We start from the raw sequence: 15,096 nt of genomic DNA on the forward strand, positions 1-15,096 counted from the left end.
TATAAGTTATTAATTGGTTTTATTAAACCGAACCTATTACATGTTTTAAATCTGAAATTTGATTTTCCCATAATAACTTAGATTCTTCAACTTCATCTTCTTCTGCAAAGTCGATAACAACTATGGAAACATCTTTAGTGATTTCATCTTCTTGAATTTTTATTTCAAAAAAATACTCGCTTTCATTTCCATCTTCATCCAGCCATCTAAATTTTATTCTTTCTCCAGAGCGTTTAGAAATTAATTTTGCTTTTTCTTCAGAATCATCCCAAATAAAAGTAAAAAATTCACCGCGAGAATTTACATTATCAGCAAACCATTCAGACAAACCAGAAGGAGTTGATATATAATTATAAAGCATTGATGTTGAGGCGTGTATTGGGAATTCTAATTCGTATTTTATTTTATCGCTCATTGTGTTTTTATTTATTTTCGAAATATAGAAATTAAATTGAAAATACAAAAACAAAAAAGACTATATTTTTTAAAAATATTATTTGTTTAAAAAAGAAATAATACTATATTTGCACCCGCATTGAGAGCAATACTTGATGTTAAATAATGGCGAGGTAGCTCAGTTGGTTAGAGCGCAGGATTCATACCCCTGAGGTCGGCAGTTCGACCCTGCCTCTCGCTACAAAAACAAAACCCTAAACAACAATTGTTTAGGGTTTTTTATTTTTAAAAAATGACAAGTAAATGAATTTGTGTGTTTACTACTTAAAAAAAAATAACTTCTTCCAAAAGATTAAAATCAATCTCAATAAATTGTAGTTTTATTCTGATATTAGTTATATTTTTTAATATTTTTAGAGAATGAAAAATTATTCTTTTTATTTATTCTTTTTATTACTAGTTATTTTACTAAGCTCTTGTTCTCTTTTTGAAAAAAATGAACAAATAACTGATTTCAGTGTTCTAAAGGAGAAAGCCATAAAAGCTGAAAAAAATAACAAGAACGACAGTGCTTTTTATTACTTAAATTTAATTTCTGTAAACAAAAAGTACACTGTCGATAATATCGTCTATTCAAAACTTGAAAAAGCAAGATTATATTATACGCAATGTGATTATATAGAAAGTGAATCTGAAACTATCGAAGCCATAGCTATCAATAAAAATCCGGTTTACAATTCCTATTTACACAATATGTTAGGTACTGCTTTCCAAGAGCAAAGGAAGTTTAAAAAAGCCGAAGAACAACTTTATTTAGCCTCAAAAAACACTACAGATTCTTTACACAATGCAGTAATACAAAACAACATTGCATTAATTTATTTAGACAATAATCAGTTGAATAAAGCTATTTTAATATTAGAACCTCTTTTAGACAATAAAGTTTTAAAAGAAAATTCTTTTTACTATGCAAAAGTTATAGACAATTTAGGTTATGCCTACTTAAAAAAAGGGCTACCTGGAGCAAAGCTACTTCTTGACAAAGGCTTAAAAATGAGAGATAGTATTAACGACAATTATAGCAAAATAGCATCATACGTGCATTTAGCAAGTTTTTATGAAAAGGAAGCTCAATTTGAAAAAGCAAACGATTATGCTATAAAAGCATATACAATTGCAACTACTTCTAAAAGCCCAGACGATCGTTTAGAAGCATTGGATATTCTTATAAAAAACAATGTAAACAATAAAGAATGGTATTTAAAGTATGCACATATAAACGACAGTATTCAAAAAGAAAGAAATAAAAACAAAAATCAATTTGCTCAAATAAAATATGATGCATCAAAAGCAGAAAACGAATCAAAAATTCATAAAGAACAAAAAGAGAAACTAACCATTGTAATTATTGCAATTATAGCTTTATCTATTTTAGCTTTTATACTTTTAAAAATAAAAAACAAACAAAAACAACTGGAAACAGTTTATGAAACCGAAACAAGAATTGCTAAACAATTACATGATGAACTAGCAAACGATATGTTTAATACTTTAACTTTTGCAGAAAATCAAGATATTTCAATTGCAAATAACAAAGAAAAAATCATAAATGATTTAGATAAAATATATAAAAGAACACGTTTCATTTCTCACCAAAACAACACAATTAAAATTAACAATGAATATAATGCAGAATTACGAGCATTATTAAACAATTTCATTACTAAAGAAATACAAGTCATCACTAAAGGGATAGATGATGTTATTTGGGAAAACATTTCACCAATAAAAAAAATAACACTTTATAGAGTAATTCAAGAACTTATGATTAACATGAAAAAGCATAGTCAATGTTCTGTAGTATTTATTACAATAAACTCAAGAAACAAAGTGTTAGAAATTAAATATGCCGATAACGGAATAGGTATAAAAGAAAATAAATTTAAAAATGGCCTTTTAAATGTGGAAAACCGTATAAAAAGCATAAACGGAACTATTACTTTTGAATCAAATAATGGATTGAAAATTATATTTACAATCCCAATTTAGAAATTATGTTTAAAAAAGTATTAATTGCCGAAGATGTCGATAGCATAAGTCTTGGAGTAAAAAAAGCCCTAGAAGGCTATAATGGAATAAATACAATTCATGCAAAATATTGCGATGAAGCCATATTAAAACTGAAATCTGCTGAAGTTGCTGGTCAACCATTTGATTTATTAATTACAGATTTGTCTTTTAAACAAGATCATGTTAAAGTTGTATTAGCAGATGGTGAAGACTTAATTGACGCTGTAAAAAAATTATATCCTAATTTACCTATAATTGTCTACTCAATTGAAGACAAACCTTTTCGAATTAAAAATTTATTTGATTTGTTTAAAATAAATGGTTTTGTTTTGAAAGGAAGATACAGTTCATTGGAGCTAAGAGAGTCTATTGTAAAAATTCAAAAAGGAGAAAAATACATTTCTAAAGATATTGCACATTATTTAATGAGTAAAGAAACTGAAGACATTACCGATTATGATATTAATATTTTAGAATGTTTAGCGAAAGGATTTTCTCAAAATGAAATTTCTGAATTCTTTTTTAAAAAAAATATTTTACCCACAAGTGTCAGTGCAATTGAAAAAAGAATCAACAAATTAAAAATTCAACTAAAAGCGAAAAATACCATCCAACTTATAGCATTAGCAAAAGACCTTGGAATGGTTTAAAACAAATTAAGTTCTAAAATCAAATTTATATTCTATTTTATATTAAAACTAATAGTTACAGGAATGTGATCTGAAATTTTATTAGCTAAATCCAAATTATCAAAGTATTTATAAAAATGAATTACTTTACTTTCTACTAGTTCAATTGAAGTTCTTTTGAACCAAATATTATCAAACTCTGAAGCCAAACAAATATTTTTTTTACAAGCTTTTTTAAGTGAAGTTTTCTGATTTACAAAAGCAGGCACGTAATTCATTTTTCGCCAAGGATTAAAAACAGTATGAGATTGTGGACAATTAAAATCGCCCACGAAAAGTAAATTCAAATTTGGATATTCTACCGGAAAATTTTTAAAGTATTTAATTTCAGTTTCAGGCTGTTTACTCTTTGTAATAGCATGAAAATTCACTACAGTAAACTCTTTTTTATTATAGCTAAAAGTACAAAAATAAGGCTCTCTATCTATTTCTAAATTATATTTTTGTTCCAACCAAGCTTTACCAATTTTTTTTACTCGAGAAGGTTTCCATAAAAAGGCATATCGTTCAGTTTTGTATGCCGAACTAGAAGTTGGATTACTTACAACATAATCCCATTTTGAACCCATTCTATTTAATTCGTCAACTAAACTAGCAACCGCTTGTGCACCTCCATAACCTGCTACAACTTCTTGAATTGCAACTACATCATAATCCTTTATAGTTTTTGCTATATAGTTTATTGTTTCTGTAGATTTTGATTTTCCTAAATTTTCAATGTTCCAAGAAAGTAGTTTTACTTGCGAAAATGAAAAATTGAATGCTAATAAGAATAAAAAAAGTAATCTCATAAATATTTATTAATCTTCCCAACCGCAAAGTGTTAAACCCTTACTTTCAGCATCATTTTTTGTTACTTTTTTAATTTCATGTTTACAATTACTCAGTCCATTACAATCTTTAACTAAATGATACTTTTTAGCTCCTTTTGAAACGCAAATATAAACTTCTGTTTCTGTTGTGTTAAAAGAAGTAAAGGAAATAAATAAGAGTAGTGCAGCTATAACTTTCATAATTTAATGTCTTATATTGTTCTATTTTTTCTTCTTTTTTACACTTGGTTTGGCTTTCAAAACAACCTCTTTTACATTTAGTAAATAATTAGCCAACATTTTTTCAATCAATTCATCTTTTGTTAAATGATGAAAAATAGTTTTAACCTCTTCTTTTAAAACCGGAGAAACTTGTGTGTTTGGTTTAGTTTTAAAAATTTGTTTCGCCCACAAAAGTGTATTATTCTCTTCTATACTTTTAGCATCAGGTTTTTTAAATTCGGTAAATTTTATACCTAATTCATTTTCAAATTCTGTTAACTCGTGCTTTTCTTCTTTTTGCAAAACAGTTAATGAAAGTCCGTTTGCTCCTGCTCTAGCGGTTCTTCCACTTCTATGCACGTAAGCTTCATAAACATCGGGTAAATGGTAATTAACCACATATGAAATCTCTTTTACATCAATTCCTCTTGCAGCTAAATCGGTCGCAACCAAAATATTAATATGCCCTTCACGAAACTGCTCCATTATACGATCACGAATTGGTTGCGTTAAACTTCCATGTAATGCTCCTGAAGAAAAGCGATTTATTGCCAAGTTCTTCGCTAATTTATTAACGGCTGCTTTAGTTTTACAAAAAATAATTCCGTGTTCGCCTTCTCTTGATGTTAGAAAATGCATTAAAACATCTAATTTCTCAATTGGATCCACTACCACATATTGATGGTCGATGCTATTATTCCCAACTACTTCCATACTAGCACTTACCTGTGTAACGTGCTTAGACATATAATTTTGAACTAGTTGCTTAATCGTTCCTGGCATTGTTGCAGAAAACAATAAAGTCCTTCTGCTTTTTGGCAATGCAGTAATAATTTCCTCTAAACTTTCTTTAAGAGCTGTAACCATTTCATCCGCTTCATCTAACACTAAATACTTTGCTTCTTTAACATTAATTGCATTTCGCTTAATTAAATCAATTAAACGACCCGGAGTTGCAATTACAATGTGCGTAGGTTTAGACAAACGCTCCATTTGTGGCTTAATAGGAATTCCTCCACAAGTTGCAGCAATAGAAACTTCAGGTAAATACTTAGCAAATGCTTCCATATTACTAAAAATTTGATGTCCTAATTCTCTTGTTGGAACTAAAATTACAGTTTGTATGTTTTTATTTTCAGTATTAATTAATTGTAATAATGGCAATCCAAAAGCCGCTGTTTTTCCAGTTCCTGTTTTTGCTAAACCTACAAAATCATCTGTTTTAGTTAACAAAACCGGTATTGCTTTTTCTTGAATCTCTGTTGGAACAGAAATTTCTAAATCTGTTAAGCTTTTTAATAGTGGTGCAGCAATTCCTAATTTGGAAAATGGGTTTGACATCTTTTTATGGATTTATTATTTTTGAAAGAGAAGAATTAATTCTTAGAATTTTTACAAAATTAGCGAAAATTAACGGTATATTTTAAATTACCTTTGTTGCTTACAATAAAACATGAAAAACACACTTTTATCATCGCCTTTACAAGGTTTTACCGATTTTCGTTTTCGTAACGCATTCCATAAATACTTTGGCGGAATAGATACATTCTATTCTCCCTACATTCGTTTAAACGGGAAGCTGGTAATAAAAGGTTCATATGAACGTGATATTTTACCTGAAAACAATACAACTTTGGAAGTAATTCCTCAAATTATAACAAATGATGCTGATGAATTTGTTTTTGTTGCCAAATATGTTCAATCGTTAGGTTATAAAGAATTGAACTGGAATTTAGGTTGTCCTTATCCTATGGTCGCAAAATGCGGAATGGGTTCTGGATTAATTAGTAATACTTCTCAAATAGAACATATTTTAGATAGAGCGCATAGTGAAACTGATATTATTGTTTCCATGAAAATGAGAATGGGCTATGAAGAACCAACGGAGATTTTAGATGTTTTTCCCATTTTAGATAAATACCCAATTAAGAATGTTGCCATTCATGCCCGAATTGGCAAACAATTATACAAAGGCGGAGTGGATTTAGATTCGTTTCAACGTTGTTTAGATGTTTCTAAACAAAAACTATATTATAATGGAGATATAACTTCGGTTGAAGCGTATAGAGCATTACAAGAACGTTTTCCAAGTATTGACCATTGGATGATAGGAAGAGGTTTAATTGCTGATCCTTTTTTACCAAGCATGATTAAAAACAACACTACCGAATATCCTAAAAACAGATATGAAGTTTTTAAGGAATTTCACGACACTATATTTGAAGAATACGATGCGTATTTATCTGGACCAACGCCAATACGCATGAAAATGCTTGGTTTTTGGGAATATTTTGCAGAATCTTTTCCAAATCCTCAAAAAACATTTAAGAAAATTAAAAAAGCAGGAAATACTAAAAATTATCTTTCTGCTGTGGAAGAGATTTTTAAAGACGCTTAAACTTGAAATTTATTCCCTAGTTTTTTTCCAATTTTATATGCCATAAAAATGCCTAAAATTAGAACCAATAAATTCCCAAAAACATACAAAGTATAATAAACCGTATTGTCTTTTGTAAAAAAACAAAAATCGTCCGTAAGGCAAATTTCTTCGTTTTGGGTAGAAAATTGAGTCAGTAAAAAACTAAGCAAAAGCATAACAAAAAAAGAAACTACAAAGTACTTAATTTCTTTACGAATTGGTTTTTTCCCCGTGGGTTGAAAAACATTTCGCTCTTCTTCAGAACGTTTATTGTTCTGAAGTGACCAAATTACTTTTTTTGCTTCGTCGTCTACATTCATACTTTCTATACATCAAATTTAAATACAAAGTTCAACTAAAATTTATTGCAACAAAGTAACTAAAGTTGCTAAGTCTACTTTTTGTTGTTCGCCAGAAGCTAAATTCTTCAAAGAATATTGTTGATTGTTCATTTCATCTTCACCCACTAAAACGGCAAAAGGAATTCCGCGTTTATCGGCATGTTGAAATTGTTTTCCTATCTTGATATTATCAGGATACATTTCTACTTTGATTCCGTTTTTACGCAATTGTGAAATGGCTTGCATAGCATATTTTGCTTCTGTATCACCAAAGTTTAAAAACAAAGCTTTTGAAGTTGCTGTAACGGTTTCAGGAAATAATTGTAGTTCTTCAATTACCAATGCAATTCGGTCTAAACCGAAAGAAATTCCTACGCCACTCATGTTTTTCAATCCGAAAATTCCAGTTAAATCGTCGTAACGACCACCGCCACCTATTGAACCCATTGCAACACCTTTTGGCGCAGCTACTTCAAAGATAGCACCTGTGTAATAGTTTAATCCTCGTGCAAGTGTAACATCTAAATCTAAGTTGGCAGTTTGCAAACCTAATTCGGTAACATTTTCGCAGATAAAAGTCAACTCCTCTACTCCTTTCATTCCTTCTTCAGAAGTTGAAAGTAAAGCGGCTAGTTTTTCTATTTTTTCAGTAATTGAACCTGTAAAATTGAATAACGGTTGCACTTTTACAATCGCTTCTTCTGAAATCCCTTTTTCTAGCATTTCTTTCTTTACGCCGTCTTCGCCAATTTTATCTAACTTATCTAAGGCAACTGTAAAATCTATTAGTTTATCAGAAGCTCCAATAACCTCAGCAATTCCAGATAATATTTTTCTGTTGTTAATTTTAATAATAACACCGTTTAATCCTAATTCAGAGAAAACCGAATCGTATAATTGTACTAATTCTACTTCTTGCCAAAGCGAATTTGAACCTACAACATCAGCATCGCATTGAAAAAATTCTCTAAAACGGCCTTTTTGTGGACGATCTGCTCTCCAAACCGGTTGAATTTGGTAACGTTTAAACGGAAATTCTATTTCGTTTTGGTGTTGTACTACGTAGCGTGCAAACGGAACGGTTAAATCGTAACGCAGTGCTTTTTCTGAAATTTGAGAAGTTAATTTTAAACTGTCTTTATTTTCTATATGTGTTGCATCAGCTTTAGCTAAATAATCACCAGAATTCAAAATTTTAAAAATCAATCGGTCGCCTTCTTCACCATATTTCCCCATTAAGGTTTCTGAATTTTCAAAAGATGGCGTTTCTATTGGTTGAAATCCGAATTTTTCGAAATTAGATTTAATGATTGAAAATATATAGTTACGCTTTGCTACTTCTGCTGGAGAAAAATCGCGTGTTCCTTTTGGTATACTTGGTTTTTGAGCCATTTTAAAATTTAGAATTTGTTGATTGGGTAATCTGATAATTTGTAGTGCAAATATCGGATTTATTCAGCAGTTTAAAAAATCTTATTTTTAGTATAATTTTAAACACATAGACACATAGTCTTTTCGAAATCTAAAAAGACATTTCATTTATATAGTAAACATTAGCTATGTAAACTATGAAAAGAAAAACGTCTATACAAAACCATCTATATCTGATATTTCTATGTGTTTAAAAAAATCTAAATTCTTATTTTTAATTTGTAACAAATTACAAACTCTATAGTCTAATACACTATGGTAGGATTATTTAAAGAAAATACAAAGATTGCGATTGACTCAATTAGAAGTCAGGCTTTACGAACATCGTTAACTGTTTTTATTATTGCATTAGGAATAACTGCATTAGTAGGAATTCTTACCGTTGTTTCGGCTTTACAAAATACTATTATGAATGATTTTGCTTCAATGGGAGCCAATACATTCTCAATGAGTCAGTATGATTTTTCAGCAGAAATCAATCAAAATGATGTTGAACAAAAAGTAAATCCTATCATCAGTTATCCTGAAGCAAAGGCATTTCAAGACAAATATAATTTCCCATTTACATCAACTTCATTGTCATTTACAGCTGCGTCTAATGTTGAGGTGAAATACGGAAGTGAAAAAACAGATCCAGAAATTTCGATTGTAGGGGTTGACGAAAATTTTACTCCAAATAAAGGGTTAATTGTTGCAAAAGGAAGAAACTTCAATTCTTTTGATATTGAGAACAATAATTTCGTTTGTATTTTGGGTTCAGATTTTGAAAAAGGATTATTTAAAGACCGAAATCCATTAGATAAAATCATTTCAATAAGAGGTGCAAAATTTAAAGTAATTGGTGTTTTAAAAGAAAAAGGTTCAACCTTTGGAAACAGTCAAGATTTACGTGTTTTAATTCCAAATCAATTGGCGCGATCTATATTTTCTGCTCCAAATATCAATTATGAATTAAATGTAATGGTCAATAACGAAGCGTTATTAGATGAAGCTGTTGATAATGCTATAATTACAATGCGTCAGGTTAGAAAACTGAATCCGGTTGAAAAAAATAACTTTGGAATTGAAAGAAGTGATGATTTAATTCAAACATTATTATCAAATACAGAAGTTTTAAGTCTTACCGCTTGGGTTATTGGTATTATTACGGTTTTTGGTTCTTCGATTGCATTAATGAATATTATGTTAGTTTCGGTATCGGAGAGAACGCGAGAAATAGGAATTAGAAAAGCATTAGGAGCAAGAAGTACTACTATAGCTTGGCAATTTTTCACAGAAACATTGGTAATTGGTCAACTTGGTGGAATTGTTGGGATTATTCTAGGAATATCAATTGGATTTGGAATTGCTATGGCTATTGGCTTCACTTTTACCATTCCGTGGATGGCAATGATTGCTGCGTTCATAACCACATTTGTAGTAACTATAGTTTCTGGTGTTTATCCTGCAATGAAAGCTTCAAAATTAGATCCTGTTGAGGCGCTGAGACATGAATAAATTAGTGATTAGTGAAATTATAATTCATAATTAACTATAAATTACATTTTATCATTCTGTCATTTCCGTAAATATCTTTTTGTAGTTCAATGTTTTTAAAACCTAATTGTTCCAATAATTCAACCGTTTCTTTGCCTAAATACTGATTGATTTCAAAAAACAATTGTCCGTTTTCTGTTAAGCTTTCTTTTGCCAATTGCGCAATTTTTCTATAAAAAAGTAAAGCATCATTATCTTCTACAAACAAAGCTAAATGTGGCTCATATTCTAAAACGTTTTTTTTAATTTCTTGTTTTTCAAGATTTCGAACGTATGGTGGATTTGAAACGATTACATCGAATTTAATTGGCAATTGATAATTGATAATTGATAATTTTTCAACTTCTAAAATGTTCTGAAGAATGAAATTTACTTCTACATTATTTTCAACAGCGTTTCGCTTTGCTACTTTCAAAGCTTCTTCTGAAATATCAATGGCAAAAACTTCTGCTTGTGGAATATTTTTTTTAATTGAAATTGGAATACAACCTGTTCCTGTTCCGATATCTAAGATTTGCATCTCGACTCCGCTCGATATGACATCATCTTGGTCAATCTTTTGACTTTTGACTTTTGACTTTTGACTTTCCACAATCCAATCGACTAGTTCTTCCGTTTCGGGACGAGGAATTAAAGTATGTTCGTTAACGTAGAATTTTGAATCATAAAACCACGTTTCACCAATGATATATTGAATGGGTTTTTCGGTTTTTAATTCTGAGATTATAGTTTCCCATTTTCGAACCTCTTCTTTAGAAATTTCAAAATTAGGAACCAAAGCCAAATCAATTCGTTTTAATCCATGTAAATATTCGGTTAAGATGAAAAAGAAACTCTCGACTTCATCTTGACCATGAATTTCAATTAATTCATCAAAAAAATATGTTTTTAATTCTTTTATTATCATCTATATTTTTTTAGTCATCCAAACTTGGCAACTGTTATGACCTGTGTTTCCCATTGGTCCATCAATATTCTCAAAACCAATTCTCTTATACAATTTTTGTGCAGCAGTCATAAACGAAAGCGTTTCTAAATAGCACATTTCAAAACCTGTTTCTTTGGCAAAATTCAAACATTTTTCAATTATCAATTCTGCATAACCCCTTCCTCTAATTTCAGAAGAAAAGTACATTTTTTGCAATTCACAAACAGAAGCATCTCCGTTTTCTAAAGGAGCAATTCCGCAACCGCCAACAACAATTCCGTTCTTTTCAACTACGAAATATTTAGTTCTTTTGTCTTGATACACTTCAAATAAAGTATCTAAAATAGGATCAGCATAAGCAGTACCCACTTTTGGCGCATCTAATTCATGGAAAATTTCTCGAATTACATGTGCAATTTGTTTATTATCTTTTTGTTGGATTTCTCTAATCAACATATTTTATAAATTGAAACGTAAAAGTAAACAAATTGAAAACATGATACAGTAAACCTATCTTAAAAATACTACTTTTGTAAAATGACTACGCACGAAAAATACATGGCTCGTTGCATTCAATTGGCAAAAAACGGATTAGGGACAACTTATCCAAACCCGCTTGTAGGCAGTGTTATTGTTTATAAAGGAAAAATAATTGGAGAAGGTTGGCACCAAAAAGCAGGAGAAGCTCATGCCGAAGTGAATGCCATAATCTCTGTAAAAGACAAAACATTACTTTCTAAATCAACCATTTATGTTAGTCTCGAACCCTGTAGCCATTTTGGAAAAACACCTCCATGCGCCGATTTAATTAGTTATCATAAAATTCCAAATGTAGTCATTGGAACCATTGATTCTTTTGCAAAAGTTGCTGGAAACGGTATTAAAAAACTAATGGAATCTGGCGCAAAAATTACTTTAGGTGTTTTAGAAAAAGAATGTAAAGAATTGAATAAACGTTTCTTTACTTTTCATGAAAAAAAACGACCGTACATCATTTTAAAATGGGCAGAAACTCAAGATGGATTTATTGCTCCGTTAGAAAAAGACGAAAAGAAACCTGTTTGGATTACCAATCAATATTCTCGTCAACTCGTTCATAAATGGAGAACCGAAGAACAAGCTATACTTGTAGGAACTAAAACTGTTTTAGAAGACAATCCAAGTTTAGAAGCACGAGATTTTTTTGGCCAAAACCCAATAAGAATTGCTTTTGATAGAAATAATAAAATTGACGAATCTTTTCAAATAAAAAATCAAAAAACAAAAACAATAATCATTACAAACAATGTTATTTTAACAAAAAAAACAAATATTATTTATAAAAATATTATATTTGATAATAATTTTGCTGAAAATTTACTTAAATACTTGTATTCTGAAAATATTCAATCTATAATAATTGAAGGAGGAACACAAACCATTCAATCCTTTATAAATCAAAATTTATGGGATGAAGCACGAATTTTCTCAAATAATATTAAGTTCCTAAATGGAGTTAAAGCCCCAAAACTTGAATTAGGTAGTAACCACAATTTTATTATAATTAACGACAAACTAAAAACCGTAAGAAATTATGATTGAAGCTATACTATTTGACTTTGGAGATGTTTTTATCAACTTAGATAAAGAAGCTACAACTAGAGAATTAAAAAAACTAGGATTAAAAGATTGGAACAAAGAACTTCAAGAATTAAACTTTAAATACGAAGTAGGAAAAATAGACGAACTTGAGTTTATTTCTGGCATACAAAAACACATTCCAAATGCAGAATTATCCGATATTAGAAATGCATGGAATTCCATTTTAATCGATTTTCCTTTAGAACGACTTGAATTTCTTCAACTATTATCTACAAGATATCGTCTTTTTCTTTTAAGCAATACAGATCAAACTCATATAGATAAGTTTGAACATTTAGTTGGTCAATCTTTCGCAAGAGATTTTTACAGTTGCTTTGATAAAGTATATTTTTCTTATGATATCAAATTAAGAAAACCAGATGAAAAGGCGTTTAAATTCATATTAAACAATCACAATCTAGCTCCTAAGAAAACATTTTTTGTAGACGATAACGAAGATAATATTAAAAGTGCGAAAAATATTGGAATACAAACTTGGCATATAAATCCGCAAACCGAAGACGTAACACAACTCTTAGATAAATTAAAAACGGTTTATGCTTAATTTATTACTCGCTATACTTTTCTCGAGTTTTTTATATTTAATATTTAAATTATTCGTTAAATACAATATCAACACCTTACAAGCAATCATATTTAATTATGTTATTGCTTTTTTTGTTGGCTATATCATAAGTCCAATTCATTTATCAATTTCAGAATTACTTTCTGCACCTTGGTTAATTGGTTCTATATTTTTAGGGTTTATGTTCATTTGTGTGTTTAATATACTAGGAAAAACCACTCAAGTTAATGGAATATCAGTAGCGTCAGTGTCAAGTAAAATGGCAATGATTATCCCTATTATGTTTGGAATTATTGTATTTCACGAAAATTTAGGCATTAGTAAATTAACAGGGATAATAATAGCATTGTTAGCTGTATATTTTACCTCCAAAAAAGAAAGTGGAGCAATACAAACGTCAAATTATACTTTACCTACACTGCTTTTTTTGGGCGCTGGAATTATAGATACAAGTATGAATTACATACAATATCATTATGTAAAAAAAGACGAAGCTAGTGTTTTTGCCTCTTTCACCTTTATTTTTGCTTTTATTTTTGGAATACTTTTTTTTATAGTTAAAAGTTTTAAAGAAGAAAATAAAATTAAAGGCAAAAATATTTTAGCAGGAATAATATTAGGTGTTCCTAACTATTTTTCAATGTATTATTTAATTAAAGCATTACAAAATAAAAATATTGAAAGCGCTACAATTTTTACATTAATAAATATAGGTGTAATTTTACTGACTACTATTTTTAGTTTACTAATTTTTAATGAGAAAATTAAAAGACAGAATTTTGTAGGAATTTTACTTGCAATTATAGCAGTTTTCTTAGTTACCAAATAAAATGGACGATTTAAATAAAGATACTTACAAAACAATAATAACTTCACCAGAGCCTGCTTTATTCAAAGAAAAGAACAGTAAGTTTTATGGATACGCATTTCCAGTAACAAATGAAGAAGAGGTAAAAACCCATATTGAAGAATTAAAAAAAGAACATCACTCAGCAAGACATTGGTGTTATGCATACCAAATAGGCACAGAAAACATAAACTATAGAGCAAATGATGACGGCGAACCCAACAATAGCGCAGGAATGCCTATTTATGGTCAAATTCAATCATTTGAAGTTACCAATGTACTAATTGTAGTTGTTCGTTATTTTGGTGGTGTAAAACTTGGTGTAGGTGGATTAATTTCTGCTTATAAAACTGCCGCACAAATGGTTTTAGAAACTGCAGAAATTGTTGAAAAAACAATAGACATTCATTACATCATAAAATTTGATTATATCAACATGAATAAAGTAATGAGAGTAATCAAAGAAAAAAATATCGACATCATAAATCAAAAGATGGAAATGTCATGTGAAATTGAAATTGCCATTCGTAAAAACAATGCTCAAAATATTTATGAAGCATTTCAATCAATTTATGAAATCGATATTTCCGAAAAAGAATAATTATATCTTTTTCAAACAATCTAAAACATATTCAGGAGGCAAAGTTGGCCTACCCGTTTTCATGTTAACAAACACCAACATTGAGTAACCAATTGTTAACAACTCCTCTTTTTCATTATAGATTTCATAGTCAAATTCTATCTTAACCGAAGTCTGACTTTTAAAAATTGTTTTAACAGTCAACACATCATCATATCTAGCAGGTTTTTTATAATCCATTGACAAAGACACAACTGGCAACATTACACCATTATCTTCCATCCATTTGTAAGAAACCCCCATATTCCTTAGCCATTCCACTCTTCCCATTTCAAAATACTGAGCATAATTACCATGATAAACCACTCCCATTTGATCAGTTTCTGCATATCTAACTCTTACGTTAAATTGAAATTCTTTCATAAAAAAATATATTATATTAGTATTTTAAATTATAATTTATGTTTACAATTTTATTTTTTAAAAATCAATAGCCATTTGATTTTTTTTTAATGAAATTTGTTCACATATTTGTTCTCCCAAATAAAAAGAACGAATAGTCTTAATTCTTTGTAAGATAACTAGTACTAACCTTAAAAAAAATTATAAAACAGTATAT

General features: G+C 29.4%; 17 protein-coding genes and 1 tRNA gene. 9 read left to right on the top strand and 9 right to left on the bottom strand.

The genetic code is table 11. The annotated features are described in order from the left end of the window. Window positions 1-22: 22 nt before the first annotated feature. A complete protein-coding gene (locus OLM55_RS13165; protein ID WP_264559352.1) occupies window positions 23-415 on the bottom strand; it encodes an START-like domain-containing protein in 393 nt (130 codons plus the stop codon). 148 nt (window positions 416-563) lie between these two features. On the opposite strand from OLM55_RS13165, the gene OLM55_RS13170 reads away from it, so the two are divergent. The 3 genes from OLM55_RS13170 (at window position 564) to OLM55_RS13180 (ending at window position 3,116) form a co-directional block, all read left to right on the top strand. Then, window positions 564-637, top strand: a tRNA-Met gene (locus tag OLM55_RS13170). A 179-nt stretch (window positions 638-816) separates the two neighbouring features. Next, the gene (locus OLM55_RS13175; RefSeq protein WP_264559353.1) at window positions 817-2,445 is read left to right on the top strand and encodes an ATP-binding protein; all 1,629 of its coding nucleotides are present in this window, start codon (window positions 817-819) and stop codon (window positions 2,443-2,445) included. Window positions 2,446-2,450: 5 nt separating this feature from the next. Continuing rightward, the gene (locus OLM55_RS13180; RefSeq protein WP_264559354.1) at window positions 2,451-3,116 is read left to right on the top strand and encodes a response regulator; all 666 of its coding nucleotides are present in this window, start codon (window positions 2,451-2,453) and stop codon (window positions 3,114-3,116) included. Between the two features lie 32 nt (window positions 3,117-3,148). On the opposite strand, the gene OLM55_RS13185 is transcribed toward OLM55_RS13180, so the two are convergent. From OLM55_RS13185 to OLM55_RS13195, 3 genes are read right to left on the bottom strand one after another with little or no spacing between them, the layout of a single operon-like run. Beyond that, complete coding sequence (locus OLM55_RS13185; protein ID WP_264559355.1) at window positions 3,149-3,946, bottom strand: endonuclease/exonuclease/phosphatase family protein; 798 nt, start codon at window positions 3,944-3,946, stop codon at window positions 3,149-3,151. Window positions 3,947-3,955: 9 nt separating this feature from the next. Next, a complete protein-coding gene (locus tag OLM55_RS13190; RefSeq protein ID WP_264559356.1) occupies window positions 3,956-4,168 on the bottom strand; it encodes a hypothetical protein in 213 nt (70 codons plus the stop codon). A gap of 21 nt (window positions 4,169-4,189) precedes the next feature. Continuing rightward, window positions 4,190-5,530: a DEAD/DEAH box helicase gene (locus tag OLM55_RS13195; RefSeq protein ID WP_264559357.1), complete on the bottom strand. Its 1,341-nt coding sequence runs from the start codon at window positions 5,528-5,530 to the stop codon at window positions 4,190-4,192. 112 nt (window positions 5,531-5,642) lie between these two features. Between OLM55_RS13195 and OLM55_RS13200 the strand changes: the two genes are divergently transcribed. Continuing rightward, complete coding sequence (locus OLM55_RS13200; RefSeq protein WP_264559358.1) at window positions 5,643-6,587, top strand: tRNA dihydrouridine synthase; 945 nt, start codon at window positions 5,643-5,645, stop codon at window positions 6,585-6,587. Here OLM55_RS13200 and OLM55_RS13205 read toward each other — a convergent pair. Together OLM55_RS13205 and hisS are read right to left on the bottom strand one after the other, a co-directional pair. Then, window positions 6,584-6,928 (bottom strand): hypothetical protein, encoded by a 345-nt coding sequence (locus tag OLM55_RS13205; RefSeq protein ID WP_264559359.1) that lies wholly within the window; start codon window positions 6,926-6,928, stop codon window positions 6,584-6,586. The two genes, OLM55_RS13200 and OLM55_RS13205, sit on opposite strands and share 4 nt — an antisense overlap. A 42-nt stretch (window positions 6,929-6,970) precedes the next feature. Beyond that, window positions 6,971-8,341: a histidine--tRNA ligase gene (gene hisS, locus OLM55_RS13210; protein WP_264559360.1), complete on the bottom strand. Its 1,371-nt coding sequence runs from the start codon at window positions 8,339-8,341 to the stop codon at window positions 6,971-6,973. A gap of 294 nt (window positions 8,342-8,635) precedes the next feature. Between hisS and OLM55_RS13215 the strand changes: the two genes are divergently transcribed. Beyond that, window positions 8,636-9,877 carry an ABC transporter permease gene (locus OLM55_RS13215; RefSeq protein ID WP_264559361.1) on the top strand — a complete coding sequence of 414 codons (1,242 nt, stop codon included), beginning with the start codon at window positions 8,636-8,638 and terminating at the stop codon, window positions 9,875-9,877. A gap of 34 nt (window positions 9,878-9,911) precedes the next feature. Here OLM55_RS13215 and prmC read toward each other — a convergent pair whose 3' ends face one another. Then, window positions 9,912-10,823, bottom strand: coding sequence for a peptide chain release factor N(5)-glutamine methyltransferase (gene prmC / locus OLM55_RS13220; RefSeq protein WP_264559362.1), 912 nt, complete (start codon window positions 10,821-10,823; stop codon window positions 9,912-9,914). After that, entirely contained in the window at window positions 10,824-11,300 is a 477-nt protein-coding gene (locus OLM55_RS13225) for a GNAT family N-acetyltransferase (protein ID WP_264559363.1), read from the bottom strand. A gap of 81 nt (window positions 11,301-11,381) precedes the next feature. Here OLM55_RS13225 and ribD point away from each other — a divergent pair, with 81 nt between their 5' ends. Genes ribD through OLM55_RS13245 form a run of 4 tightly spaced genes read left to right on the top strand, consistent with a single transcriptional unit; the run spans window position 11,382 to window position 14,498 of the window. Continuing rightward, window positions 11,382-12,425: a bifunctional diaminohydroxyphosphoribosylaminopyrimidine deaminase/5-amino-6-(5-phosphoribosylamino)uracil reductase RibD gene (gene ribD / locus OLM55_RS13230; protein ID WP_264559364.1), complete on the top strand. Its 1,044-nt coding sequence runs from the start codon at window positions 11,382-11,384 to the stop codon at window positions 12,423-12,425. Next, window positions 12,418-13,029: an HAD family hydrolase gene (locus OLM55_RS13235; RefSeq protein WP_264559365.1), complete on the top strand. Its 612-nt coding sequence runs from the start codon at window positions 12,418-12,420 to the stop codon at window positions 13,027-13,029. Before ribD ends, OLM55_RS13235 begins: the two co-directional genes overlap by 8 nt. Beyond that, window positions 13,022-13,879, top strand: coding sequence for a DMT family transporter (locus tag OLM55_RS13240; RefSeq protein ID WP_264559366.1), 858 nt, complete (start codon window positions 13,022-13,024; stop codon window positions 13,877-13,879). Before OLM55_RS13235 ends, OLM55_RS13240 begins: the two co-directional genes overlap by 8 nt. Before the next feature lies 1 nt (window position 13,880). Then, entirely contained in the window at window positions 13,881-14,498 is a 618-nt protein-coding gene (locus OLM55_RS13245; RefSeq protein WP_264559367.1) for an IMPACT family protein, read from the top strand. On the opposite strand, the gene OLM55_RS13250 is transcribed toward OLM55_RS13245, so the two are convergent. Then, window positions 14,499-14,900 carry an acyl-CoA thioesterase gene (locus OLM55_RS13250; RefSeq protein WP_264559368.1) on the bottom strand — a complete coding sequence of 134 codons (402 nt, stop codon included), beginning with the start codon at window positions 14,898-14,900 and terminating at the stop codon, window positions 14,499-14,501. Window positions 14,901-15,096: the final 196 nt, after the last annotated feature.

It is taken from the genome of Flavobacterium sp. N2270 (assembly GCF_025947225.1).
Lineage (GTDB): Bacteria > Bacteroidota > Bacteroidia > Flavobacteriales > Flavobacteriaceae > Flavobacterium.